We start from the raw sequence: 23,136 nt of genomic DNA, 5'->3' as shown, positions 1-23,136 counted from the left end.
AATTGTTTTTCTTCACTTAATTTACTACGTTTCATACTTAAATTTTAACAAATTTAAGTTATCTGGGCCAGCCCCAATTTTTTTAGTCATTTTTAAATCTCCTTTTATATTTTTTATTTATTTTAATTAAAAAGCTTTAGGTCCGAATCTATAGCCAATCTGTGCACCTACATCGATACCTGTAAATGGTCTATAATAATAAATATCTGCTTTAGGATAATCATTTAGAGAACTATTATCAGGAATTTTTAATCCGCCTACTGCTGTAAATGTTGCATATAAACCAAGATTTAAAGCTGAAGTTTCTGTAAAGAATATAGAATAATCTAAACTTAATTTGAAATAAAGACCTACCGGCAATTCGCTTTTATCAAATTGAGCTTTATAATTATCTCCTACTTGATGATTAATTCCATCATTTCCTTTGTATACTATAGAACCTGATACAGGAATTATAATACCGCCGCCTATGCCTATAGAAAATGCCTTAATATTAAACTTTGGAAATAAACCAATTTTAAAACTATGAGCAGAAGATGTTATAGGATTTTCTCTTAATTTATCGCCTTCTTTATAAAGATTATTAGTACCGTAACTATAACTATAATTAGCTGTTATAGTATCAAATCTATACCCTACTTCTCCTAAAAGGCTTATACCAAAATTATTAACAACTTGAAACATATAACCAACTTGAGCCTCTACACCTGTTGTAAAACCTAAAAAATTATCAGGAGAATAATCAGCCCTATAAACTTTTTCGCCATTATACTGAGCTATATGATCAATACTCTGCCCCATACCAATATTCATACCTAATGGCACATTGAGTATAAACTCAAATCCGCTTGCTGCGAATGCTGATGTGCTTAATGCCGCTGCTAATACAGCTGTGAAAATAATTTTTTTCAAGTGTTTCATAACAAACCCCTTATTAATAATTTGTGTATTTAAACATTATTGCTAATGCTTAATTGCGAAACTAAAAAAGTAAAGTGATATGCTTTAGTGTGAATAATTGTTTTAATAGAATTGATTAACCTAGCAAAAGATTGCAATACAAAATATAAAAGTGTATTTAATAATTGATAATATTTTTTTAGAGAATTATGCTGTGAGCTGTGAGCTGTGAGCTGTGAGCTGTGAGCTGTGAGCTGTGAGCTGTGAGCTGTGAGCTGTGAGCTGTGAGAGTTAAGCTCATTGATGAAATACTAAATAATTTAATCTTAATCATATAGAAAATTATAGCAAATCTATAATTTTATGTCAACACATCTACATAAAAAAATTTGTTTAGGAGTGTGAGATATTGGACATTTTTTAGTTTAAAAAGGGGCTGTCCTAGATAACTAAAAAAGCTCCTTTTTTGCTAAATTATATATAATTTCCAACTGTTTGTCAACTTTTGGATTATTAAATCTAAATTGACATTCTTTAATAAATAAGTGAAAATGTTCTTTTGGTATTCCATTAAATTTACGAAGATGTCTTTTCGCTTGATTCCAAAAATTCTCTATACCATTAATATGGTTCTTTTCTTCAGCAAACTTTTCACTATGATTAATTCTAAAGTGCTTAAATTCTGATACATCTAATACATCATAACTATGATAATAATCTGAATAAACTATACTATCTGGCTGTACTTTTTGCCTAATAATAGGCATTAAAGTGCTTATTTTAGTATTATTTATTATTTTTATATATACTTTTCCGCCTCTTTTTAATAAACCAAACACTGGTATTTTATATGCAAGCTCCTCTCCCTCTTTTTCCTTTTCTTTTACCGCCAAAATAACTCTCATCAACTTCTATTTCTCCATTGAAAATTTCTTCTTCTTTTTCTTTCTCATATTCAAATATTAATTCTCGTAAATGATGATAATATAATATTGCTGTTTTACGATTAATTCCAATAAGAGCTGAGGCAGTCCTTGCTGTAGTTCCTGCTGCAAAATGCTCTATTAATTTTAATTGTTTATCTTTACTTAATTTACTGCGTTTCATACTTAAATTTTAACAAATTTTAGTTATATAGGACAGCCCCAAAATAATTATTAATTTTCTCTTCTTTTCTTCTTTCTCAAAACTATTATAGCTACACATAAAGCTACAACTACAAGCAAAGATATAGGAACAACCCAACCGCCGTAAGTTGAATCATCTGATAATATCTCATTCCAAAGCTCTTCCATAAGCAAGTTTGTTTCATCTGGCAATGTTATATAAACTTCGCAATTATCAAGAACCTCAGCAGGCGGATATATTAAAGGATTATTTTTTACTTCTTCGCTCATAATATTTATAGCAGCATTATTAGGAGAGCCGTAATTAATATATTCTATATTAGCTAAAGCTACTTCTGCCTCGCATAAGAAATTTATATAAAGTTCAGCAGCCTCAACATTTTGAGCATTTGAAGGTATACATATAGCATCTACAAATAAATTAGCTCCCTTCTCTGGTATAACAAATTTTAAATCAGGATTATTGTCTATCATAGAAAGAGAATCTCCGGCATAATAAACACCAAGTGCCGCCTCACCTGCCTCCATTTTATCATATATTTCATCCATTACATAAGCCTGAACTAAAGGTTTTTGCTCTTTTAATATTCTTGCAGTCTCTCTTAATTCCATCTCGTTAGTAGTGTTTAATGAATAATTTAAATAAGCCTGTGCTACTCCAAAAGCATCTCTTGGATTATAATACATAAGTATTTGACCTTTATATTTATCATTAAAAAGTATATCCCAATCCACTTTCTCTTCTGTTACTTTTTTTGTATTATATATTATTCCATTAACTCCCCAAGTATATGCTACAGAATATTCGCCTGTTGGGTCATAGAGTTGTTTGTAAAATCTGCTGTCTATATTCTTAGCAGCTGGTATATTATTATAATTTATTTTTTGTATAAGATTTTCTTTTATCAATTTTGCTATCATATAATCTGAAGGTATTATTATATCATAAGCAATACCTCCAACTTTTAATTTTACATAAAGCTCTTCATTTGAAGCAAAAGTTGAATAATTTACTTTTATACCTGTAAGCTCTTCAAACTCTTTATTAATATCCATAGATTCATCAGAACCATCAGATATATACTCGCCCCAGTTGTATACATTTAAAGACATGTTTTTATCTTTAAACTTCTGATAGTAGTTTAAATCGAGCTTGCTAGTATCAAGTGTCTGTGCATTCAATGAATAAAAACACATATAAACTAATGCAAAACTAAAAAATAATTTTTTCATTTTTTATTATTCTCCTTTATAACTATTAATTATTTTTATCAAATTTTCTTTTTAGCTGTGTTAAATATTTTTCTTTTTTTATCTCTTTAATATTAATAACTACTAAAGTGATAAGAACTATAGTAAATATTACAGTAGATATAGCATTAATCTCTGGGCTTACTCTTTTTCTAGTCATAGAATAAATTGTTATAGGTAGAGTTTGCGAAGTGATTCCGGAAGTAAAATAACTCACAACAAAATCATCTAAAGAATAAGTGAGAGCCATTAAAAAACCAGCTACAATACCTGGAAATATATCAGGAATTACAACCTTCCAAAAAGCCAAAGTAGGAGTGCATCCCAAATCTAATGCCGCTTCATACAAACTGCTGTCTTGCTGTCTTAATTTTGGAAGAACATTTAATATTACATAAGGTATATTAAAAGTAATATGAGCAAGTATCAAAGTTGTAAAACCGAATTTTAATTTCATTATTACAAATAAAAGCATTAATGAAACACCTGTTACTATTTCAGGATTAATTATAGATATGTAGGTAACACCCATAACAGCACTTTTCATTTTTTTGTTGAAAGAACTTATTCCAATAGCAGCCATAGTTCCTATGATTGTAGCAAGTACAGATGAAACAGCAGCTACTATGATTGTGTTAAAAAAAGAAGTTAATATCAAATCATTTGAAAAAAGTCTTTCATACCATTCAAAAGTAAACCCCGTAAAAACTCCGCGTCCTCTTGCTTTATTGAAAGAGAAAAATATTAGTATAGCTATAGGAGCATATAAAAATAAAAATATAAAAGCAATATATGTTCTAGAGAGTATTTTTTTTATCATAACAGCATACCCTCTACATCATCATCAATTTGCTGCATAAGAAGTATAGCACATAATGAAATCACTATTAAAACCAAACTAATAGCAGAGCCTAAATTAGGATTATAAGACATTCCTAAAAATTGCATCTCTATCAAATCACCTATAAGTATGTTTGAGCCGCCTCCAAGCATACGAGAAATTACAAATGTACTAACAGCTGCCACAAACACCATAGTAACACCGGAAGCCATACCCGGCAAACTTAAAGGAAAAACAACTTTTGTAAATACATTAAAAGAATTAGCACCCAAATCTTGAGAAGCCTCTATTAAACTTTTATGTATCTTTGTCATTACAGAATATAAAGGAAGTATCATAAAAGGCAAATAATTATATATCATTCCTATAAGCACAGCCCATTGAGTGTTTATAAGTTTTACAGGTGAAAGCCCGAAAAAAATCAAAGCCTTATTAATTAAACCATTTTGCTCTAATATAGTCATCCAAGCATATGTTCTTAACAAAAAGTTCATCCACATAGGAAGCATTACAAGCATTATGAGAGCATGCTGAACTGTTTTATTTTGTCTTGATATATAGTAAGATAATGGATAAGCAAGTATCAAACACACCAAAGTAGACACAAAAGCAAGCATTACAGAACGCATTATAACAGGAGCAAATGTAGAAACATCGGCAAAATTTTTTATAGTGAAATCACCCCTCTGATTAGTAAAAGCAAAATATATAACTAAAATTAAAGGCACCAATATAAAAACTAAAGTCCAAATAAGATAAGGTATAGCAGGTATCTTTGTTTTCATAGAAGTACCTCCTCTTCCTCTCTTTTCATTATATGTATATTTTCTTTAGCTACATCAATTCCAATCTCAGTACCAGCTTCCCATTTCTCTGTAGAATGTATAATCCATTTATAACCATGAGCATCAAGTATCATCTCATAATGAACGCCCTTAAATATAGCAGATTCCACAAGTCCGGATATATTAGCATCTTCTGCAGGCACTACTATTATATCTTCTGGGCGAATAACAACATCAACTTTCTCTAACTTTTCAAATCCCTTATCAACACAATTAAATACATACCCCGCAAACTCAACCAAATAATCTCCATGCATAATACCGTCTATAATATTGCTCTCTCCAATAAAATCTGCTATGAATGCATTTTTTGGTTCATTGTATATATCTTGAGGAGTGCCAATCTGAAGTATCTCACCGCCTTTCATAACAGCAACTGTATCGCTCATAGTTAAAGCTTCTTCTTGGTCATGAGTAACATATACAAAAGTAATCTCTAATGACTGCTGAATTTTTTTAAGCTCTATTTGCATCTCTTTTCTAAGTTTTAAATCCAATGCTCCCAAAGGCTCATCAAGAAGCAAAACTCTCGGTTTATTTATTAATGCTCTCGCAATAGCTACCCTCTGCTGCTGACCGCCTGATAAATTGTTAATATTTCTATTTCCATAATTTTCTAAGTTCACCATCTTTAGCATTTGATGAACTCTATCTTTAATCTCTGCTTTAGGAACCTTTTTGAGATTAAGACCAAAAGCAATATTTTCAAACACATTAAGATGCGGAAACAAAGCATATCTTTGAAAAACAGTATTTACTTCCCTTTTGTAGGGCGGAGTATTATTTATCACTTTGCCGTCAAACAATACCTCCCCAGAATCGGGCTTAACAAAACCTGCTATAGTTCTAAGTATAGTTGTTTTGCCGCAGCCTGAAGGCCCTAAGAGTGTGAGAAACTCTTTGTCTTTTATGTCTAAATTAAGATTTTCAAGTATGGTATTTTCACCATAAGATACATTGATATTTTTTAAAGATACGATAATATTATCGCCCATCACACGACCCCCTATGCGTATATTTACAATAGCCTCCGTAAAATTACGTATATACATGTTAACGTATAAAACGCAGTTTACTCGTCGCTTACCCGCATAGGGTTTTTTTCGTTCTAGCTAATTATATAGTAAAACTATTAATAAGCCTTTCTTAGTCAACAGATACACCTGCTAAGAATATCCATTACTCGAGCTATTGCATTAATTTTTCTAATGAAACTCAATATAATACAAATAAAAATAATGTCAATACTATAAATAAAATTTTATTTAAGTTTTTTAATTCTAATAAAATATTTTTACTAAATGTTATTAACATATCATAAAAAATAAATTTAAATATGAAATCTTAATATATAAAATTTGCAAAACAATCAAAAATTATATATAATTCGCTAAAATAGATTTTTTAAGCTGAATAACAAAAATGAATGTAAGGAAGTTTACCCTATGAAAAAAATATCTATTGTCTTAATATCTTTATTATTTTTATTATTTCTATTATCTTCATGCGAAACATTACAAAATACAGCAAAAGAAATTACAAGAGAATACATAGAAGAAAATAAGCCGGAAATAAAAGTAAAAAAAGCCTCTATTGCTAATATAACTTTTAAAGATATAACTTTAGATGTGCTTCTAAATATAAAAAATAATTTCCCTTTTGAACTTCCTTTAGAGAGAATAGATATAGAATTAATTAATACAGACAATAAAGTTTTTACAACTGCAAGCACTGTTCAGACTCTAAAAATACCTTCTAAACAATCAAAAGATGTTAATATGGAGTTTAATGCTAAATATATTGATGTATTTACTACAGCATTTGGAAGCATAAAAAATAAAAACTTTAAATGCTCCGCTAAAATTACTTTAACTTTTACAATACAAAACATGAAATTCCAAATACCTTATACTAAAGAATTGACTTTTATAGAATAAATAATTTTTATTATTGTGTTGTAATATTTGAGTTTTTCTGCCATTTATTAGACTTATAATAATATAAACTAAATAAAGTATTTATTATATAGCAAATATCCATAGATGCCCATATGCCAATGAGTGAAAACTTGCCTGACAATGCATAAGCTAATATTGTTCTCAAAATAAGCGTAGTAGAAGTACTAAAAACCATTATTACTATAGTTTTACCGGCTCCATTAATTATACCATTACATACAAACATTATAGAATAAAATATAAATATAGGCATTATAGTATAAATATAGCTTTTAGAATATTCAAAAACTTCTATATCTTTCGTAAACATATTAATTAACAAATGAGGATTAAGTATAGAAAATATGCTCATCACAGAAGAAATAATTATACCAATAATAATGCCGTTTTTAAAAATTTCTTTTACCCTATCAAATTTATTAGCTCCAATATTTTGTGCAGACATTGTCATAACAGCATTACCTAAAGCCCCTATAGGCATGATAAATAAAGATTCTACCCTATTTACTATAGCAACTGTAGCACTTGCAGCATCTCCAAAACTGCTTATAAGCCTTGTTATTATAAGCCAGCCGAAAGCTACTATAAATTGATTTGATGAAATTGGTATTGCTAATTTCATTATTTTTTTAGTAATATTAATATCAAATGTAAATATAAAAGGATTAATTTTTATAAAGCTGTTTTTTATTCTTAAGTATGATGTGCTTATTAACACGGAAATACATTGAGATATTACAGTAGCAATAGCAGCTCCTTTAAGCCCCATTGCAGGAATTATAAAAAAGCCTTTTATTAGTATCGGGTCTAATATAATATTGATTATAGATGATATTATTAAAAATATTAAAGGTCTTACACTGTCTCCAACCGCTCTAAGTATAGAAGATATAAAAAAATAAGAATATGCAAATGGAAGCCCTATTATAGATATTCTCAAATAAATAAGTGCCATATCAATAGCATCTTTTGGGGTGTTCATTATTATTAATATTTTCTTAGCAAATATAAACATTAATGAGCCAACAGTAAAAAGTATAATAACCCCCAAAGTGGTGGATACTTTTATTACATAACTAACACTATCATAATCTTTAGCACCATAATATTGTGATACTATAACCCCATTAGCCATATTTACACCAAAAGCAAAAGAGCCCATTATAAGCATTATTGGAAAACTCACAGCAACCGCAGAAAGTCCAAGAGGCCCTATAATATTGCCTATCCATATGCTGTCTACTATATTATAAACAACATTCAATGTATTTGATAATAATATTGGCACTAAAAGCGTGATGAGTGTAGAAGAGACTTTTGATTCTGTGAGATCTTTGCCTATATGACTTGACATATAATTATCATAACCTTCAAAATTAATTAATATCTGCTAAAAACGCCGCTATATATTTTATCATTCATAATATTTCTTTTCTCTACTAAACCAACATTAGCTGTATAAATACTTTCATTAAAACTGCTCTTTACAAATTCTATAGTTAAATAATAAGTAACGCTATCTCCCCTATCATACACATATTTACTTGCCTCATACACATCATTTCCAAGAATATTCTTATACTCAATATCATATCTATAAAAATCTATAGTGAGATTATATTGATTTTTAAACTGTATAGTACCATCAGAGCCAATCCTTATAATAGAATAACCATGCATATTATCCGTTCCATATAAATATCCATCCCAAGCTCCTGTATATTTACTTCCCGTTTGAAAAATTGAAGAACTGCTTAAATTAATAATACAAGAAGACAGAAATATATTTAAAAATATTATTAATATTATTATTTTCCTTCTCATATATTTTAGATGCCTATGTTTAAATATTATAATAATATAATAATACTAAAAAATTTGCATTTTGTAAAAAAGTATTTCTTTGCTTTTATTTTTATCTGCATATCATTATTTTATAATTTATATTATATAATTAACTAAATATATTAACTCAATACAAAATTATTTTTGCTAAAAAATACCTATTAAAAATATTTATAAAAACACTTTTAATAGGCATAAAAATATATAGTTATAAAAACATTATATTGTTTTTAAATTTCACAAACAGGACTTTGTCTTACTCTAATTTTTACAGCAGAGCCTTTACCAAATATATTATCCATGAAATATGCATACTCTTTTACTCTATCTAATGGTATCAAAGCCTGAATTGTTCCAGCAAAACCTCCGCCATGCACCCTTACAGCTCCATCACCATTCAAGAAATCTTTAGTCATAGCAATAGCCAAAGCAACACCCATATTTTTAGAACTTGTAATAGAAAAACAATTTTGAAGATACATAAAACTTGAAAGACCAGACTCATTCATAAGCTCAATATATTTTTTTATATTATTTTCTTTTAAAGCATTTATTTGTTTTACTACTCTTTCATTTTCTGTGATGAAGTGATAAGCTCTTAAAAATGCCCTGTCTCCAATCTCTTTTCTTATATTTGAAGCATTTTCTAATAATTGTTCTTTTGTAATATCACGGCACACATCTTTAGAAAAATATCTAGCTACTGAATTCATCTCTTCTCTTATAGCAGCATACTCATTAGTAAGAGAACTATGATCCCCCTTAGCATCAACTATCATAAGAGCATAACCAACCTTTTCAAAATCATATTCTACTTTTTCTAATTTAGGATTATTGTTGTCTCTAAAATCTATAGCCATAATACCGCCAATAGAACAACCCATCTGATCCATAAGTCCGCAAGGTTTTCCAAAATATTTATTTTCTGCATACTGACCTATTTTAGCTATATCTGTCTTTTCTATTTTTTCTTCGTTGTAAAGAGAGTTTATTATCTCGCCAACCAAAGATTCAAAACTTGCAGAAGAGCTAAGTCCGCTTCCTATCAAAACCTTATTTGTAATAGAAGCTGTAAAACCTCCTAACTTATATCCTAATTCTTTTATACGTGCACATACTCCTCTAATTAAAGCACTAGATTTGCCATATTCATTTTTATTTATATCCAATTCATTTATTTTTATATAGTTAGGGTTATCAGAATAATCAGTATAAATAACTATTTTTTCATCATCTCTTTTTGATACCACAGCTAATTTATCTAAATTGATTGAAGCTGTTAATACGCAGCCATTATTATGGTCTGTATGATTTCCGGATAATTCTGTTCTTCCTGAAGCACTAAATACATGAACATTTTCACTATTATCTATAGTCTTGAAATGATTTAATGCAGAAGTTAATCTTAAATATGCTTCTTTAATAGTGTTATCATCATTGCCATATATATTAGAAAACTGCTCTTCAAGCTTATTGTTTTTTAATAGTTCTTCTAATTGTGATACTTTATACATAATTTAATCCTCATAAAAGTTTATAGTTATATAATAATGTTTTTTTTACCAAAAATCAAATTAATATGTAATAAAAAAGTTATATTAACATTTTTATTAATAGTATTATAATAAATGAGTTGATATTTTTGTTAATAGTATTATAATATTATTAATAGTATTATTATAAATATTTTTTATTATAAAGTTTTGTTATATGGAATACATAATATCTACAACAATTTATTTATTGAAAGGCACATATGTTACAATAAGCCTTTATTTAGTTACGGCAATATTTTCTATGCCGTTGTCTATAATTTTTGCTGCATTACAATTCAGTGCTCCGAAATTTGTTAGATACATTTTTGATATTTATGCTTGGCTTTTTAGGGGTACTCCTTTAATACTTCAATTAATATTTTTCTATTATGGTATTCCGCTCATCACCAACAATAAAATAGCTTTTCCGGCATTTACCTCTGCTGCTATTACTTTTATTCTCAATTATGCTGCTTATCTTATGGAGATATTTAGAGCTGGTATAGAGAGTATTGATAAAGGGCAGTATGAGGCAGCTTATGTGCTTAATTTGAATTACAGACAAATAATGACAAGAATCATACTTCCTCAGGCCATAAGAAAAGTATTGCCTCCTCTTTCAAACGAAGCTATTAACTTAATAAAAGATACATCATTAGTAATAGTTCTTGGAATAGGCGATTTGATGCTTTATGCAAGACAGGTTTTAACTAGAGATTTTAAGCTTATACCTTTTGTAATAGCGGGAATAATATATTTACTCTTTACATTTGTTATAGTTGTTCTTTTTAGAAATTTGGAGAAGAAGTATGTCATTAGAAGCTAATTTAAAAGTTATTGATTTAAAAAAGAAATATAAAGACTCTGCTGCAGTTAATGGTGTAAGTTTTACAGTACATAAAGGAGATATAGTTTCTATTATAGGGCCTTCCGGTGCGGGAAAGAGTTCTCTTCTTAGAAATATTATACAAATAGATAAGCCTGATTCCGGCGAAGTTTATATAGATAATGAACCTTTATTTTCAAATAATGTTGCTATATCTAAAGAAGATTTTGTAAAGAGAAAAGAAAAGATAGGAATGATATTTCAGCACTTTAATTTGTTTCACCACAAAACAGCATTAGAAAATATTATAGAAGCACCAATCATTGTAAAGAAGCAAAACAAAGATGAAGCAATAGAAGAGGGATTGAAGTTACTCGATATGGTTGGGCTTAAAGATAAAAGAGATAGTTATCCGAGCGAACTTTCTGGCGGGCAAAAACAGAGGGTGGCAATAGCAAGAGCTTTAGCTATGAAGCCTGAGGTGCTTTTATGCGATGAGCCTACTTCTGCTTTAGACCCCGAGCTTATAGGTGAAGTTTTAACCGTACTTAAAGGACTTGCCGAAGAAAAAATGACTATGATTATTGTAAGCCATGAGATTAGTTTTGTAAGAGAGCTTTCTACAAATATAGCATTTATGGACAAAGGCAAAATTATTGCTATGGATAATTCTGATAATTTCTTTAATAATCAAAACAACGAAAGAATTAAAGAGTTTTTAAGCAAAATATTTCATAATTAATTTATACGTATTGAATAAAAAATATTTTAATTATATAATCTTCAGAATATAATAGTGTTTAGATAGTAGTGTGTAATTAAATATGAAAAATAATTTTTATTTTATTTCTTTCTTTATAATATTAATATTGTATTTTTTATTAATAGATTTTTTATTTCCATTTATGTCTTTGGGAAATTTCGAGTTTCATGTAATTGATATAATATATGTTTATTGGTTTTCTGTAATAGCGTACAATATATGCGATTATATTAATCCTAAAAAAAGGCTTATAATATCATATTCTTTTGTAATCGTTGCAATATTTTCTTTTTTTAGTATAGAGCCTTTGGGTATATCTGTAGTTACAAAACCATTATTTTTTACAGATATGCCGGATTTATATCCATCATTAATAGAGGTTGTGCCTTTATATTTACAAATTATCACTATAGCTGCTACTATACTTTATTTTTCTTTGCTTATAGCTTTTGCTTTATATTTCATATATAGATTATATAAAATGTATAGAATAAAAAAAGCAAAATCTATTTCTTTAATAGTGATTGTGATATTAACAACATATTTATCATTTTTCAGACCAGTGAAGATTAATTCAATTTATGCGAATTATTTTGATATAGCAAACAGCAAAGGAATAATAAATACAATAAGCCATAGAATATCTTTTGATAAAGAACATAATAAAATAGATTGCAATCTTAATGAAGTAAAAAAAGCAATTAATTTATTAAATCAAAGAAATGTAGATGCATCAAAATTAATAATGCCTTATAGTGATGAGACAGTTACAAATAGAAGTGTCTTCTTAATATACTTAGAATCTTTTTATGATTACAGTCATTTTGAAAGTTTATTTGACAAAGACCCTTTTCCTGAAGAATATAGAGAATGGGCTAAAGCTTCATGTAAAGTTGGTCCAAATGACGGAAACGGAAGTTTATTTGCAAGGCTCTCCGGTTTAACTTCAAGCTCACCCATATTTCCAAAAAAGCCTAATTCTACTATAATCACTAAAACGCTGCCTTTTTTGCTTAAAGATAAAGGTTATAAGGTGATAGCTTTAGAGGAATCGGGAATTACTTATTATTTAGATAAATTATTTCCAGATATTGGTATTGACAAAACAGTATTTAATTTAGGAATTACAAATATAAAAAACTATATTAAAAATAATATTTCAGAAGATAGTGTTTTTGTTACAGGTTTTACGTTTTTAGGTCATGCCAATACTCATATAAAAAATGATTTAAATTTCTCATCAAACAATCAAAGATTTATGAGAAAGATAGATAAAAAAAATAGAGCAGTTTTGGTAGAGACTCTTGAAAACTCTGCAATGACAGCGATAGATATAATAAAAACGAGAGATATTATATTAGAGAAATATCCAGATGCTATAATTATATTTAAGCATGACCATTTATATCCTTATTTAAAGAACATTATATACAACTCTTCTATAGATGAAAGCATAAAATTATCTTTTTTAAGTTCACACACAGTAAATCCGCTTCTTATATGGAATGGAAAAGATGGTGCTTATAAATTGGAAGATGGCTTTCCGCCAGAAAATATTGCAATGTTTATAGCGGCTAATACTAAACTTGATTATACAAATAGTTTGATAGAGCTTCTATATAAAGAAAATACTGATAATATTATAAGGTTTTATAATAGTTTTTACACTAACAGTTATGGTAATATAAGGCGTATAGAAGTTAATAAAGATAGCTTATCATATAGGTATGATTATGCTCAGAGGGTTATATCAGAGGACATATTTAGGGGAAATAAATATTTCAATTCTTTAACAGACTAAAAAATTAGATATTTATTACTATAAATAATAGTTATATATTATCATTCATAAATTTTTATTAATCACTTAAAATAATATCCAATATTTTGACAAACATTATTTTTTTAATATACTAATTATAGGTAAATAAATTTTTCTTAGTATAGTCAATTATTATAAATTTTATTAAAAAATAAATGGAGGTAATATGGCTAAAGGTCGTGTTATTATTGATAGTGAGCAGTGCAAAGGCTGTTCAAATTGCGTATCTGTATGTCCCACCAAGATATTGTATTTAGATAAGGAAAATATGAATTCTTGGGGGTATTATCCTGCAGCAGTTACAGATATGGATAAATGTATAGGCTGTGCTAATTGTGCTATGATGTGTCCGGACATATGTATAAAAGTAGAGAGACTTGATGAGAAGAAGGAGGGTAAGTAAAAATTATGGCTAGAAGTTTGATGAAAGGTAACGAAGCTATGGCTTCTGCGGCTATTGCTGCCGGATGTAAATGTTTTTTTGGTTATCCTATTACTCCTCAAAACGAGATACCTGAGTTTATGTCTAAGGCTATGTATGAATCTGGAGGAAAGTTTGTGCAGGCAGAAAGTGAGGTGGCTGCTATTAATATGGTTTATGGTGCAGGCGGTGCTGGAGTTCGTGCTATGACATCATCTTCATCGCCTGGAATAGCTTTAAAGCAAGAAGGTATATCATATTTAGCTGGTGCTGAGATTCCTGCTGTAATACTTAATGTTATGCGTGGAGGTCCGGGACTTGGAAGCATACAGCCTGCTCAAAGTGATTATAACATGATGACTCGCGGAGGAGGAGACGGTGATTATAATTGTCCTGTTTTAGCTCCTGCAAATTTACAAGAAGCTGCCGACATGATAATGGAAGCTTTTGATATGGCTGACCATTATAGAACTCCTGTTTATGTGGCTGCTGATGGTTTTATTGGGCAGATGATGGAGCCTGTAGAAATTATATATAAACCTAAATATGAATTAAAAGAGAAGACTTGGGCTGCTAATGGAACAAGAGGTAAAAGAGAGAAAAATATTGTCAATTCACTTTATTTGGAGCCTGAATTACTTTATAAACACAACATACACCTTCAAGAAAAATATAATGAAATAAAAGAGAAAGAAGCAAGGGCTGAAAATTATAAGACCGATGATGCTGATGTTATACTTGTTTCTTACGGCACTATGTCTAGGGTTGTAAGGGGAGTTGTTGATACATTTAGAGAAGAAGGAAAAAAAGTAGGCATGATTCGTCCACAAACTTTATGGCCTTTCCCTATAAAAGCATTTAATAATCCTAATTGTAAATTATATGTTTCTATAGAGATGAGTATGGGTCAGATGATTGATGATATTAAGCTTGCTATCGAATGCAAAGCACCTGTTAAGTTTTTTGGTAAAGCTGGCGGATTGGTTCCTGCGGCTTATGAGATTATAGAGCATGTTAAAGAGTTTGCAGGAGGTATTTTATGATAGTATTTGAAAAATCTAAGGGACTTACTGACAGCAGAACACATTATTGTCCCGGTTGTATGCATGGAACATCACAAAGAATAATTGCAGAATGCTTAGAGGAACTCGGGGTATTAGATAGAACAGTTGGCATAGCTTCTGTAGGTTGTTCTGTACTTGCTTATAAATATTTTAATTGCGATATGCAGCAGGCTGCACATGGTAGAGCTCCTGCAGTTGCCACTGGAGTAAAGAGAGCAGTTCCTGACAGCGTGGTGTTTACGCTTCAAGGCGATGGAGATTTGGCTGCTATTGGTACTGCAGAGATAGTGCATGCTGCAGCACGCGGTGAAAACATTACTGTTATTTTCTTAAACAATGCCATTTACGGTATGACCGGCGGACAGATGGCTCCTACAACTCTTGAAGGGCAAAAAACTACCACAACTCAAGCCGGAAGAGATTTTCATAGGGCTGGTAAACCTATAAGAGTTTGCGAGATGCTTGCTACTTTAGAAGGTGCTACTTTTGTTGAGAGAGTTGCTCTGGATAGCCCTGCAAATATTAGAAAAGCTAAAATGGCTACTAAAAAGGCTTTTGAAAATCAAATTGCTGGAAAGGGATTCTCTATAGTAGAAATGCTTACAAGCTGCACTACAAACTGGGGTATATCTCCAACTGATGCACATAAATGGATAAGAGAATATCTAATTCCTCATTATCCGCTTGGCAATTTCAGGAACGACGGTTAATTAAGGAGGGCAAGCATATATGAGTACAGAAAGATTAATTTTTGCTGGTTTTGGCGGACAGGGCGTTATGTCTATGGGGCAGATGATTGCTTATGCGGGTATGATAGAAAATAAGCATGTTACTTGGTGTCCTTCTTATGGTCCTGAAATGCGTGGAGGTACTGCTAATTGCTCTGTTGTTGTAAGCGATGAACTCGTTGGCTCTCCTATTGTTTCGCATGATGCTACTGCTGCTGTTATAATGAACCTTCCTTCTTTAACTAAATTTGAAAAAGATGTTCTTCCTAATGGCGTTCTTCTTATTAACTCTTCTCTAATAGAAAAAAAAGCTTCAAGAGATGATGTTCGTGTTGCTTATGTGGAAGCTAACAAGATAGCAGGTGATATTGGAAACCCTAAGGCTGCTAATATGGTTATGCTTGGTGCTTTGCTTACGCTTCAAAATATTGTTTCTTTTGACAGTATTCAGCAGGCTTTCCTAAAAGTATTTGGTGAGAGAAAAAAAGAGTTCTTGCCGGGAAATGAAAAGGCTTTGAATGCTGGACGCGATGCTGTTAAAAGTTTGGTTTCTTAAAATTTAAAAAATTATATAAATATTAAAAAAGCTCTGTTGATGTTTATCACAGGGCTTTTATTTATTATAATTAACTTTATAAATATTATTAGCAATTATTTTTATAGTGCTTCTATATCACTTTATATAACTATTTTTTCAAAAAACATAACTAAATTTCAAAAAATAAGAGTTTTTTAATATAAAATTTACTATTTTAATTAATTTTATAATTCGTGTCATGGAGCCATAGATATTGTACTTTTACTTGCTATAATATTTTTGATTCTTTCTTTGATTGTAATATAACCTAACGAAGAAATCAATCTTTGATTGTTATAAAAATGTGTATATTCTTTTAATTTTTCTCTTAATAATTCTGTAGTTATATTTTTATTTAATCGTGAATAGAATTCTTTTTCATCTATGCCGTGTACTCTTTCTACTACACCATTGTATCTCGGTGTTGCTATAGGAATATATCTTCGTTCTAATTTATTTTTAAGACAATATTCATCAAAAATATTGATTTTAGGAGTATTAATACAGCGATAAGTATATTCTCTACCATTGTCCGTTTGTATAGTTTGTATCCTAAAAGGTGAAGTTTTTAAGACATATTTTAAGAAAGATAAAGCACTATAAGGTGTTTTATCCTCATAGATTTGCCTCCAACTATAGCGAGTAGCTAAATCGACAGCAGTGAACTGATAGACTGTTTTTCTGCCTAATTTGATATATTTAGTGTCTATTTGAACTATTTTGCCTTCTTTTTGTATTTTAGAGACAAATTTTCGTTTATCATATCGCTTCTTCTTCTTTTTTGTTTTATATCTCCAAAGATTATTTCTTTTTAGTACATTCTCTATAGCTGTAACACCTATCTTAATTCCTTTACGATTTAAATATGCTTTAATGTAATGCTTACCTCTATATTCTTTAGTATAAAGTTCAATAATTAAATTAATAGCTTTTTGATTATTAAATATGTTTGGAGAAGTTTTCGGTCTAGTGCTAAAATTAGCGACAGTTCCAGTGTCTTTATATTTCTTAAGCCAAGTATAAAAAGTAGATTTATTTATTTTTTCTATCTTTAAAAATCTTTTAATATTTTTAGTTTCTAATGCTTCCTGCACTATAAATAATTTAAATTCTGTGCTATAATCTTTTTTCATAGTAGTATCCTTTTATTTGTTTTCTATATCAAAAATATTATAACAAGGATACTGCTTTTTTTGTATTAAAAAATGTCCAATATCTCACACTCCTTAACATAATTTTATAATTCGATAATTGAATAAAAAATATATTTATGTTATTATTAATAGGATTTTTTTTGTATTTTTATGGAGTATATTATGAAAGTTGCAAAATTCGGAGGCTCTTCGCTTGCTAATGCTGTACAAATAAAAAAAGTTGTAGATATAATTTTATCTGATAAAGATAGAAAAATAATTGTAGTTTCTGCACCGGGTAAAAGAGTAAAAGAAGATACCAAAGTTACAGATTTACTTATAGCACTTGCCGATGCTATACTCGCTGGAAAAGACGGAAATCATGAATTAAAAATAATATTAGAAAGATTTAAAAATATAATAGATGATTTAGGCTTATCACATTCACTTTTAGAAGAGATTGACAGCGACATAAAAAAAAGAATATCAGAAGACAGAAGTATTTCTACAAAGTTTACAGATGGGGTTAAAGCACTTGGAGAAGATATTAATGCTAAAGTGGTAGCTTCATACATTAATAGTTTGGGAGTAGAAGCAAAATATGTTAATCCAAAAGATGCCGGATTATTATTATCCGAAGAATTTGGAAATGCCGCTGTGCTTGATATTTCTTACAAGAATCTCGCTAAATTAAAAGACGAAAGTGCTATAGTGGTTTTCCCCGGATTTTTTGGATATACGCAGAAAGGAGATGTTGTAACTTTCCCAAGGGGCGGAAGCGATATTACAGGCTCTATACTTGCTAAGGCGGTAGATGCTGAAGTGTATGAAAACTTTACTGATGTAGATGGTGTTTTGGCTGCTTCTCCTAGCATAGTGGATAACCCTAAGCTTATAGATGAGTTTACATATAGAGAGATGCGTGAACTTAGTTACGGCGGTTTTAATGTTCTTCATGCAGAGGCACTTCAGCCTGCTTATGAAGCTAACATACCTGTTCATATACTAAATACTAATAACACAGCTTCAAAAGGCACTAAAATAGTTGCTAAAAGAGATAAATTAAAAAATCCGGTTGTTGGTATTTCCGGCGAATCTGATTTTTCTTGCCTATATGTCAGCAAATATCTTATGAATAGAGAAGTTGGATTTGGAAGAAAATTATTAGAGATAATAGAAGATGAAGGCATACCATATCAGCACGCTCCTTCTGGAATAGATAATATATCTGTAATAGTGAGAGGTTCTACTTTAACAGCAGATAAAGAAAAACGCATTTATGAGAGGGTGCGTGATGAACTTAATGTGGATAATGTTTTCTTTAATAATGAATTAGCTTTGGTAATGCTTGTTGGAGAAGGAATGCAGGAGGTTGTTGGTATTTCTGCTAAAGCTATGAATGCTATTGAGAAGGCTAAAGTTAATATTGAAATGCTTAACCAAAGTATTAGTGAAGCTAGTATTATGATAGGTGTAAAAGAAAAAGATTTAAATAAGGCTGTTAATGCTTTATACAAAGCTTTTTTTAATGAATAATTATAAAGTTTATAGATTTAATTATGAAAAAAGGACAGGTTTTGCAAATACCGCTGCTTTTAATGCTTAATGTAGCTAGCTGCGGATTATTTTATTATTATTGGATATACAAAACATCAAAAGAAATAAAAGACTGTACAGAAAGAATTGATATTAACCCTTTTCTTGAAGTATTATTAGGTATTTTTACTTGCGGGCTTTATTTTAAATATTGGTACTACAAATATGGCAAAATAGTATACAAAGAAATACCTCAGAAATTTGGTATGGACAATACTGAAGATAAAACAGTTATACTTGTTTTAATAGATATTATTGTTTTTCTTGCTTTCTTTTTTAATATAATATTTAGTGCTATTATTTTGGTATTTACTGTTGAATATGTAGATGATGATATTGAGAAAATTGCTACTATTTTAAGAATCATACCTTTTAGCCTTATATATATAGTAAATGCCTCTTCGCTCATTTTGCAAGATAAACTTAATAATATTTGGAAAAAAGCAAATACAATATAACAAATATTTTATTATATTATAATTAGTTATATAATTAATTATAAAGAAAATTAATGATGAAAAAGCTTTATTTGTTTTTACTATTTTTAAGTTTTTTTAGCTGTGGGTATATATTTTTTTATGATGACAGCCATTTTAGCTCTATACCTTACGAAAATCTGCCAGATATTTCTAAAGAATTTATAGAAAATAATTTTAAAGACTATACTGTTCATAATACTTTAGTAAGCCGTCATTATATAGTAACATTCAAAGGCGGAAGTTCTATTCAATTTAATTTTAAAGGTGAATGGATTAATATTATAGGAAATAGAAATACTATATCATTTGAAACTGCCGGCAAATTCATACCATCAAATATTATTAATATATTAAAATCAAAATATAGTAAAATAAATTCAATATATAAAAAATCCAAAGGCTATCAATTTAAAGTTGACGATGCCATAATAGTGTCTTTTGACAATGAAGGAAATATAAAATAAAAATGTTTTAAAATCAATTAATGAATTAAGATTGACAAAAGATTTCATTTTATTATAATATTATTAATGATATCTTAATAGTTATTAAAAAGGTAAAAAAATGAAAAAAATACTTATAATATCTTCAGAATATACAGGTCATGGTCATAAAAGTGTACATACAGCACTTATTCAAGGTTTTGAGAAATTATATAAAGACAGTATTGAAATAAAAGTAATAAATGGCTTTACTTTGGGAGGACCTGATTTATTAGCCGCTGAGAGACTTTATAACCAATGTGTAAAATATTTCCCTAAACTTTGGGAGAAGATTTTTAAGTTTTCATTTAAAAATAAAGATTTTATTAACAGAAATAATTCTATAACAATTAGAAGAAGTTTTTTAAAGATTTATAAACAATACAAGCCAGATTTAATTTTAAATGTTCACCCTCTTTTTAGCGGAAGCTTATTAAATATAATAGAAAAAAAGAAATTAGATGTAAAGTTTTTCATACTTATTACAGATTTAATTACTATAACAAGAATATGGTTTGATAATAGAGCAGATAAAATTATAAGCCCATCTAAAGAAGCTACAGAATATATGGTAAAAAATGGCATAGACAGGGAAAAAATTATAACATTCGGGCTTCCTGTAAGAAATGGTTTTGATGCTCCTTTTGCAACTAAAGAAGAAATTATTCAAAATACAAATATTAATGGAAAATTAAAAATATTGATACTCAATAATTCTGAAAAGAGCAAAAGGCTATTATATATAATAAAAAACCTTTACAGCAGATATAATTGCGAAGTTACAATAATATGCGGAAGGAATAAGCATATATATAATAAACTAACTAAATTTTATTCCTCAAGAACATACAGTCCAGAGATAATAGGCTACACTCAAGATATAGCAAAACTTTTTCATAGTAATGATATATTGATAACAAGGTCTGGTCCTACAGCCATTATAGAAGCTGTTAATTGCATTATCCCAATAGTATCTATGGGAGCTTTGCCCGGTCAGGAAGAAGAAAATCCAATTTATATACAGCAAAACGGCATAGGCTTTGATTCAAAATCTACAGATGATATATTCAATAAAATAGACTTACTCCTCGAAAATAACAGAGAAAAACTTGTAAAAATGAGAGAGGCTCAATTTGATTATTACGGCAGAAATGTTAGAGATAGTATTGTAAAATACTTGGCAGATAATATTTAATCTCTTTTGCCTTTTGTAATATTGCCTTCAAAATCTACAGTAATTTTTCTTCTGCTTTTGAACTCTATTTTGTAATCTTTAGTTCTTTTTTGTATATATATTACTTTCTCATCTGGGAATTCTTTTTTTATAGAATTTTTCACTTCATCTTCAATATAGTCAATAGATATTTCATCTCCGCTGCCGCTTATAGTATGCCATTCACCGTTATTATTTACATATATTCTTAAACCGCCTTTAAATATCAAGGTATATTTTCCTGATACAGCTGTTGCTCTATATAAGTAATAATCAGGAAAATATTTGTCGGCAAACATTATAGCACTTTTTGGAACTTCACTGATTGCAACTGAACTTGCATATGCATATATTGTTATAAAAGATAATAAAACAGATATATATATTATTTTTTTCATTGTTAGTACCTCCTTAAAAGGCTATTATATATTACAAATAAAATATTTACTATAGTTTTACATTTCCGGCAATATAGTATCTTCCATCTGTAGCACCCTGAAAACCAACATTAAACTCTGCAGGGCCGGCTTTAAACTTACCAAATAAAGCATACTCTAAATATATCTTAGCCTCTCTATCTTTTATATGCACCATTTCTCTCAAAGCAATATTAAGCATATACCATTCAAATCCTTGTTCTAATCTTATATAATGAGCATCATTTTCTCTCCAAGTATATTCAGCAATGGCATTAAGCCAAATAGTTTCATTCATAAGCGGGAATCTGAAAGTAGCAGAAGCCTGAACTAATGATTCAAATAAAGTTATATGATAATTTTGAGGCTCTCTTCTGTTTTCATGTTCATACAAAAAACGTACTTCTATATTTGGAATATTAAATCTTAATAATAATGCTTTTGGTATACTATGTCTGAAATCCCCCTGAGAATATGCTATCTCATAATGATTACCTATAAAACCAACTCTTATACCAGGACCATTCAATACTTGAGGTATATAATAATCAGGAGTATCAATATTAGCAGGGTTTAATGTAGTATCATAATAATGCGGCATAAGCATAAATGTTGTTGTATTAATATCAAAAGTTGCTCTTCCTCTGGCAGAAACTAATATTCTATCAACAAATATAGCTTGCACGCCTCCGTCATATAATCCTCCATTTCCTCTTATATATGGATAGTTTATATCTGGATTATGTGTGTCAAAATATCCGTAAGCTGTGATAAAACCTGTAAATTGTATATAATCATTATGGAAGGTTTGAGCAATAGTAGCAAATGTATCTCTCATATTAAAAGTATTTGTAAGTATTGCATAAGAGAATGTTGCTGTTAAATGAAATTCTAATGGGTATTTCTCAAAGAAACTTAAATTTGTATCGTTAGGATTTGGTAAAGTTCTTTTATAATCATCTCTAAAATAGTCTGGTTTTATATATTGAGGAAGTTCATTATTTCCTTCTCTTCCTATAAACATATCAAATGCATTTGGAAGTTTCGGCATTATTGCGTTAGTGTATGCTGTTTGTGCGTTTAAAATCGAAGAAGCTATTACTAAAATAAAACAAGAGAAAGTAAATAGTTTTTTCATATTTTTCATAAATAGAATCCAATAATAAAATATTGTGATATTATATATATAAAAATTTTATTGTCAATTTAAGATATTAAGACATCTTAAAAAAACAATGTAACCTCAACACCTAATTTACTTTCCATGCTTCTATAGGCATATAATTGTCTTGAACGCATATACTCATATTTTAA

At 29.1% G+C, this 23,136-nt stretch carries 23 protein-coding genes and 1 pseudogene; 12 read left to right on the top strand and 12 right to left on the bottom strand.

The window, feature by feature from the left end; genetic code table 11:
• Nucleotides 1-126 precede the first annotated feature (126 nt).
• The 6 genes and pseudogenes from Q0H31_RS09235 to Q0H31_RS09210 all read right to left on the bottom strand — a co-directional run bounded on the left by Q0H31_RS09235 (nucleotide 127) and on the right by Q0H31_RS09210 (nucleotide 5,959).
• The gene (locus Q0H31_RS09235; protein ID WP_295297521.1) at nucleotides 127-921 is read right to left on the bottom strand and encodes a hypothetical protein; all 795 of its coding nucleotides are present in this window, start codon (nucleotides 919-921) and stop codon (nucleotides 127-129) included.
• 428 nt (nucleotides 922-1,349) lie between these two features.
• A pseudogene (locus Q0H31_RS09230) lies at nucleotides 1,350-2,007 on the bottom strand (IS1595 family transposase).
• Nucleotides 2,008-2,057: 50 nt separating this feature from the next.
• On the bottom strand, nucleotides 2,058-3,260 hold the full coding sequence (locus Q0H31_RS09225) for an ABC transporter substrate-binding protein (protein ID WP_295297519.1): 1,203 nt from the start codon (nucleotides 3,258-3,260) through the stop codon (nucleotides 2,058-2,060).
• 25 nt (nucleotides 3,261-3,285) lie between these two features.
• Nucleotides 3,286-4,098, bottom strand: coding sequence for an ABC transporter permease (locus Q0H31_RS09220; protein ID WP_295297517.1), 813 nt, complete (start codon nucleotides 4,096-4,098; stop codon nucleotides 3,286-3,288).
• Nucleotides 4,095-4,904, bottom strand: coding sequence for an ABC transporter permease (locus Q0H31_RS09215; RefSeq protein ID WP_295297516.1), 810 nt, complete (start codon nucleotides 4,902-4,904; stop codon nucleotides 4,095-4,097). The genes Q0H31_RS09220 and Q0H31_RS09215 overlap by 4 nt, the downstream gene beginning before the upstream one ends.
• Nucleotides 4,901-5,959: an ABC transporter ATP-binding protein gene (locus Q0H31_RS09210; protein WP_295297514.1), complete on the bottom strand. Its 1,059-nt coding sequence runs from the start codon at nucleotides 5,957-5,959 to the stop codon at nucleotides 4,901-4,903. The genes Q0H31_RS09215 and Q0H31_RS09210 overlap by 4 nt, the downstream gene beginning before the upstream one ends.
• 450 nt (nucleotides 5,960-6,409) lie before the next feature.
• On the opposite strand from Q0H31_RS09210, the gene Q0H31_RS09205 reads away from it, so the two are divergent.
• Nucleotides 6,410-6,901 carry a hypothetical protein gene (locus Q0H31_RS09205; RefSeq protein ID WP_295297512.1) on the top strand — a complete coding sequence of 164 codons (492 nt, stop codon included), beginning with the start codon at nucleotides 6,410-6,412 and terminating at the stop codon, nucleotides 6,899-6,901.
• Between the two features lie 10 nt (nucleotides 6,902-6,911).
• Here Q0H31_RS09205 and Q0H31_RS09200 read toward each other — a convergent pair whose 3' ends face one another.
• The 3 genes from Q0H31_RS09200 to Q0H31_RS09190 form a co-directional block, all read right to left on the bottom strand.
• The gene (locus Q0H31_RS09200; protein ID WP_295297510.1) at nucleotides 6,912-8,276 is read right to left on the bottom strand and encodes an MATE family efflux transporter; all 1,365 of its coding nucleotides are present in this window, start codon (nucleotides 8,274-8,276) and stop codon (nucleotides 6,912-6,914) included.
• A 26-nt stretch (nucleotides 8,277-8,302) separates the two neighbouring features.
• Nucleotides 8,303-8,746: a hypothetical protein gene (locus tag Q0H31_RS09195; protein WP_295297508.1), complete on the bottom strand. Its 444-nt coding sequence runs from the start codon at nucleotides 8,744-8,746 to the stop codon at nucleotides 8,303-8,305.
• A gap of 251 nt (nucleotides 8,747-8,997) precedes the next feature.
• The gene (locus Q0H31_RS09190; protein ID WP_295297506.1) at nucleotides 8,998-10,281 is read right to left on the bottom strand and encodes a galactokinase family protein; all 1,284 of its coding nucleotides are present in this window, start codon (nucleotides 10,279-10,281) and stop codon (nucleotides 8,998-9,000) included.
• 196 nt (nucleotides 10,282-10,477) lie between these two features.
• On the opposite strand from Q0H31_RS09190, the gene Q0H31_RS09185 reads away from it, so the two are divergent.
• The 7 genes from Q0H31_RS09185 to Q0H31_RS09155 all read left to right on the top strand — a co-directional run bounded on the left by Q0H31_RS09185 (nucleotide 10,478) and on the right by Q0H31_RS09155 (nucleotide 16,482).
• A complete protein-coding gene (locus tag Q0H31_RS09185; RefSeq protein WP_295297505.1) occupies nucleotides 10,478-11,128 on the top strand; it encodes an amino acid ABC transporter permease in 651 nt (216 codons plus the stop codon).
• On the top strand, nucleotides 11,112-11,870 hold the full coding sequence (locus Q0H31_RS09180) for an amino acid ABC transporter ATP-binding protein (RefSeq protein WP_295297503.1): 759 nt from the start codon (nucleotides 11,112-11,114) through the stop codon (nucleotides 11,868-11,870). Before Q0H31_RS09185 ends, Q0H31_RS09180 begins: the two co-directional genes overlap by 17 nt.
• An 82-nt stretch (nucleotides 11,871-11,952) precedes the next feature.
• Nucleotides 11,953-13,692 (top strand): sulfatase, encoded by a 1,740-nt coding sequence (locus Q0H31_RS09175; RefSeq protein WP_295297500.1) that lies wholly within the window; start codon nucleotides 11,953-11,955, stop codon nucleotides 13,690-13,692.
• A 187-nt stretch (nucleotides 13,693-13,879) separates the two neighbouring features.
• Nucleotides 13,880-14,116 carry a ferredoxin family protein gene (locus Q0H31_RS09170; protein ID WP_295297498.1) on the top strand — a complete coding sequence of 79 codons (237 nt, stop codon included), beginning with the start codon at nucleotides 13,880-13,882 and terminating at the stop codon, nucleotides 14,114-14,116.
• A gap of 5 nt (nucleotides 14,117-14,121) precedes the next feature.
• On the top strand, nucleotides 14,122-15,177 hold the full coding sequence (gene vorB / locus Q0H31_RS09165; RefSeq protein ID WP_295297496.1) for a 3-methyl-2-oxobutanoate dehydrogenase subunit VorB: 1,056 nt from the start codon (nucleotides 14,122-14,124) through the stop codon (nucleotides 15,175-15,177).
• Entirely contained in the window at nucleotides 15,174-15,908 is a 735-nt protein-coding gene (locus Q0H31_RS09160) for a thiamine pyrophosphate-dependent enzyme (RefSeq protein ID WP_295297494.1), read from the top strand. The genes vorB and Q0H31_RS09160 overlap by 4 nt, the downstream gene beginning before the upstream one ends.
• Before the next feature lie 19 nt (nucleotides 15,909-15,927).
• Nucleotides 15,928-16,482 (top strand): 2-oxoacid:acceptor oxidoreductase family protein, encoded by a 555-nt coding sequence (locus Q0H31_RS09155; RefSeq protein ID WP_295297492.1) that lies wholly within the window; start codon nucleotides 15,928-15,930, stop codon nucleotides 16,480-16,482.
• 218 nt (nucleotides 16,483-16,700) lie between these two features.
• On the opposite strand, the gene Q0H31_RS09150 is transcribed toward Q0H31_RS09155, so the two are convergent.
• Entirely contained in the window at nucleotides 16,701-17,636 is a 936-nt protein-coding gene (locus Q0H31_RS09150; protein WP_295297490.1) for a DDE-type integrase/transposase/recombinase, read from the bottom strand.
• A gap of 183 nt (nucleotides 17,637-17,819) precedes the next feature.
• Between Q0H31_RS09150 and Q0H31_RS09145 the strand changes: the two genes are divergently transcribed.
• The 4 genes from Q0H31_RS09145 (at nucleotide 17,820) to Q0H31_RS09130 (ending at nucleotide 21,388) form a co-directional block, all read left to right on the top strand.
• A complete protein-coding gene (locus tag Q0H31_RS09145) occupies nucleotides 17,820-19,172 on the top strand; it encodes an aspartate kinase (protein ID WP_295297487.1) in 1,353 nt (450 codons plus the stop codon).
• A gap of 23 nt (nucleotides 19,173-19,195) precedes the next feature.
• Nucleotides 19,196-19,690 carry a DUF4234 domain-containing protein gene (locus tag Q0H31_RS09140; RefSeq protein WP_295297485.1) on the top strand — a complete coding sequence of 165 codons (495 nt, stop codon included), beginning with the start codon at nucleotides 19,196-19,198 and terminating at the stop codon, nucleotides 19,688-19,690.
• 53 nt (nucleotides 19,691-19,743) lie between these two features.
• Nucleotides 19,744-20,175: a PepSY-like domain-containing protein gene (locus Q0H31_RS09135; RefSeq protein ID WP_295297483.1), complete on the top strand. Its 432-nt coding sequence runs from the start codon at nucleotides 19,744-19,746 to the stop codon at nucleotides 20,173-20,175.
• A gap of 100 nt (nucleotides 20,176-20,275) precedes the next feature.
• Nucleotides 20,276-21,388, top strand: coding sequence for a glycosyltransferase (locus tag Q0H31_RS09130; protein ID WP_295297481.1), 1,113 nt, complete (start codon nucleotides 20,276-20,278; stop codon nucleotides 21,386-21,388).
• Here Q0H31_RS09130 and Q0H31_RS09125 read toward each other — a convergent pair.
• Together Q0H31_RS09125 and Q0H31_RS09120 are read right to left on the bottom strand one after the other, a co-directional pair.
• The gene (locus tag Q0H31_RS09125) at nucleotides 21,385-21,804 is read right to left on the bottom strand and encodes a PepSY-like domain-containing protein (RefSeq protein WP_295297479.1); all 420 of its coding nucleotides are present in this window, start codon (nucleotides 21,802-21,804) and stop codon (nucleotides 21,385-21,387) included. The two genes, Q0H31_RS09130 and Q0H31_RS09125, sit on opposite strands and share 4 nt — an antisense overlap.
• Nucleotides 21,805-21,853: 49 nt before the next feature.
• Entirely contained in the window at nucleotides 21,854-22,960 is a 1,107-nt protein-coding gene (locus Q0H31_RS09120) for a hypothetical protein (protein ID WP_367117132.1), read from the bottom strand.
• Between the last annotated feature and the right edge of the window lie 176 nt (nucleotides 22,961-23,136).

It is taken from the genome of uncultured Brachyspira sp. (assembly GCF_934747485.1).
Classification (GTDB): Bacteria; Spirochaetota; Brachyspiria; order Brachyspirales; family Brachyspiraceae; genus Brachyspira.
Note: the sequence above shows the minus strand (reverse complement) of the source record. Positions and strands in the feature narration are given on the sequence as shown.

Excerpts from the sequence above, each read along its gene's own strand:
- Q0H31_RS09235 (WP_295297521.1), bottom strand. The coding sequence starts at position 921 with ATGAAACACTTGAAAAAAATTATTTTCACAGCTGTATTAGCAGCGGCA.
- Q0H31_RS09225 (WP_295297519.1), bottom strand. The coding sequence starts at position 3,260 with ATGAAAAAATTATTTTTTAGTTTTGCATTAGTTTATATGTGTTTTTAT.
- Q0H31_RS09220 (WP_295297517.1), bottom strand. The coding sequence starts at position 4,098 with ATGATAAAAAAAATACTCTCTAGAACATATATTGCTTTTATATTTTTA.
- Q0H31_RS09215 (WP_295297516.1), bottom strand. The coding sequence starts at position 4,904 with ATGAAAACAAAGATACCTGCTATACCTTATCTTATTTGGACTTTAGTT.
- Q0H31_RS09210 (WP_295297514.1), bottom strand. The coding sequence starts at position 5,959 with ATGGGCGATAATATTATCGTATCTTTAAAAAATATCAATGTATCTTAT.
- Q0H31_RS09205 (WP_295297512.1), top strand. The coding sequence starts at position 6,410 with ATGAAAAAAATATCTATTGTCTTAATATCTTTATTATTTTTATTATTT.
- Q0H31_RS09200 (WP_295297510.1), bottom strand. The coding sequence starts at position 8,276 with ATGTCAAGTCATATAGGCAAAGATCTCACAGAATCAAAAGTCTCTTCT.
- Q0H31_RS09195 (WP_295297508.1), bottom strand. The coding sequence starts at position 8,746 with ATGAGAAGGAAAATAATAATATTAATAATATTTTTAAATATATTTCTG.
- Q0H31_RS09190 (WP_295297506.1), bottom strand. The coding sequence starts at position 10,281 with ATGTATAAAGTATCACAATTAGAAGAACTATTAAAAAACAATAAGCTT.
- Q0H31_RS09185 (WP_295297505.1), top strand. The coding sequence starts at position 10,478 with ATGGAATACATAATATCTACAACAATTTATTTATTGAAAGGCACATAT.
- Q0H31_RS09180 (WP_295297503.1), top strand. The coding sequence starts at position 11,112 with ATGTCATTAGAAGCTAATTTAAAAGTTATTGATTTAAAAAAGAAATAT.
- Q0H31_RS09175 (WP_295297500.1), top strand. The coding sequence starts at position 11,953 with ATGAAAAATAATTTTTATTTTATTTCTTTCTTTATAATATTAATATTG.
- Q0H31_RS09170 (WP_295297498.1), top strand. The coding sequence starts at position 13,880 with ATGGCTAAAGGTCGTGTTATTATTGATAGTGAGCAGTGCAAAGGCTGT.
- vorB (WP_295297496.1), top strand. The coding sequence starts at position 14,122 with ATGGCTAGAAGTTTGATGAAAGGTAACGAAGCTATGGCTTCTGCGGCT.
- Q0H31_RS09160 (WP_295297494.1), top strand. The coding sequence starts at position 15,174 with ATGATAGTATTTGAAAAATCTAAGGGACTTACTGACAGCAGAACACAT.
- Q0H31_RS09155 (WP_295297492.1), top strand. The coding sequence starts at position 15,928 with ATGAGTACAGAAAGATTAATTTTTGCTGGTTTTGGCGGACAGGGCGTT.
- Q0H31_RS09150 (WP_295297490.1), bottom strand. The coding sequence starts at position 17,636 with ATGAAAAAAGATTATAGCACAGAATTTAAATTATTTATAGTGCAGGAA.
- Q0H31_RS09145 (WP_295297487.1), top strand. The coding sequence starts at position 17,820 with ATGAAAGTTGCAAAATTCGGAGGCTCTTCGCTTGCTAATGCTGTACAA.
- Q0H31_RS09140 (WP_295297485.1), top strand. The coding sequence starts at position 19,196 with ATGAAAAAAGGACAGGTTTTGCAAATACCGCTGCTTTTAATGCTTAAT.
- Q0H31_RS09135 (WP_295297483.1), top strand. The coding sequence starts at position 19,744 with ATGATGAAAAAGCTTTATTTGTTTTTACTATTTTTAAGTTTTTTTAGC.
- Q0H31_RS09130 (WP_295297481.1), top strand. The coding sequence starts at position 20,276 with ATGAAAAAAATACTTATAATATCTTCAGAATATACAGGTCATGGTCAT.
- Q0H31_RS09125 (WP_295297479.1), bottom strand. The coding sequence starts at position 21,804 with ATGAAAAAAATAATATATATATCTGTTTTATTATCTTTTATAACAATA.
- Q0H31_RS09120 (WP_367117132.1), bottom strand. The coding sequence starts at position 22,960 with ATGAAAAAACTATTTACTTTCTCTTGTTTTATTTTAGTAATAGCTTCT.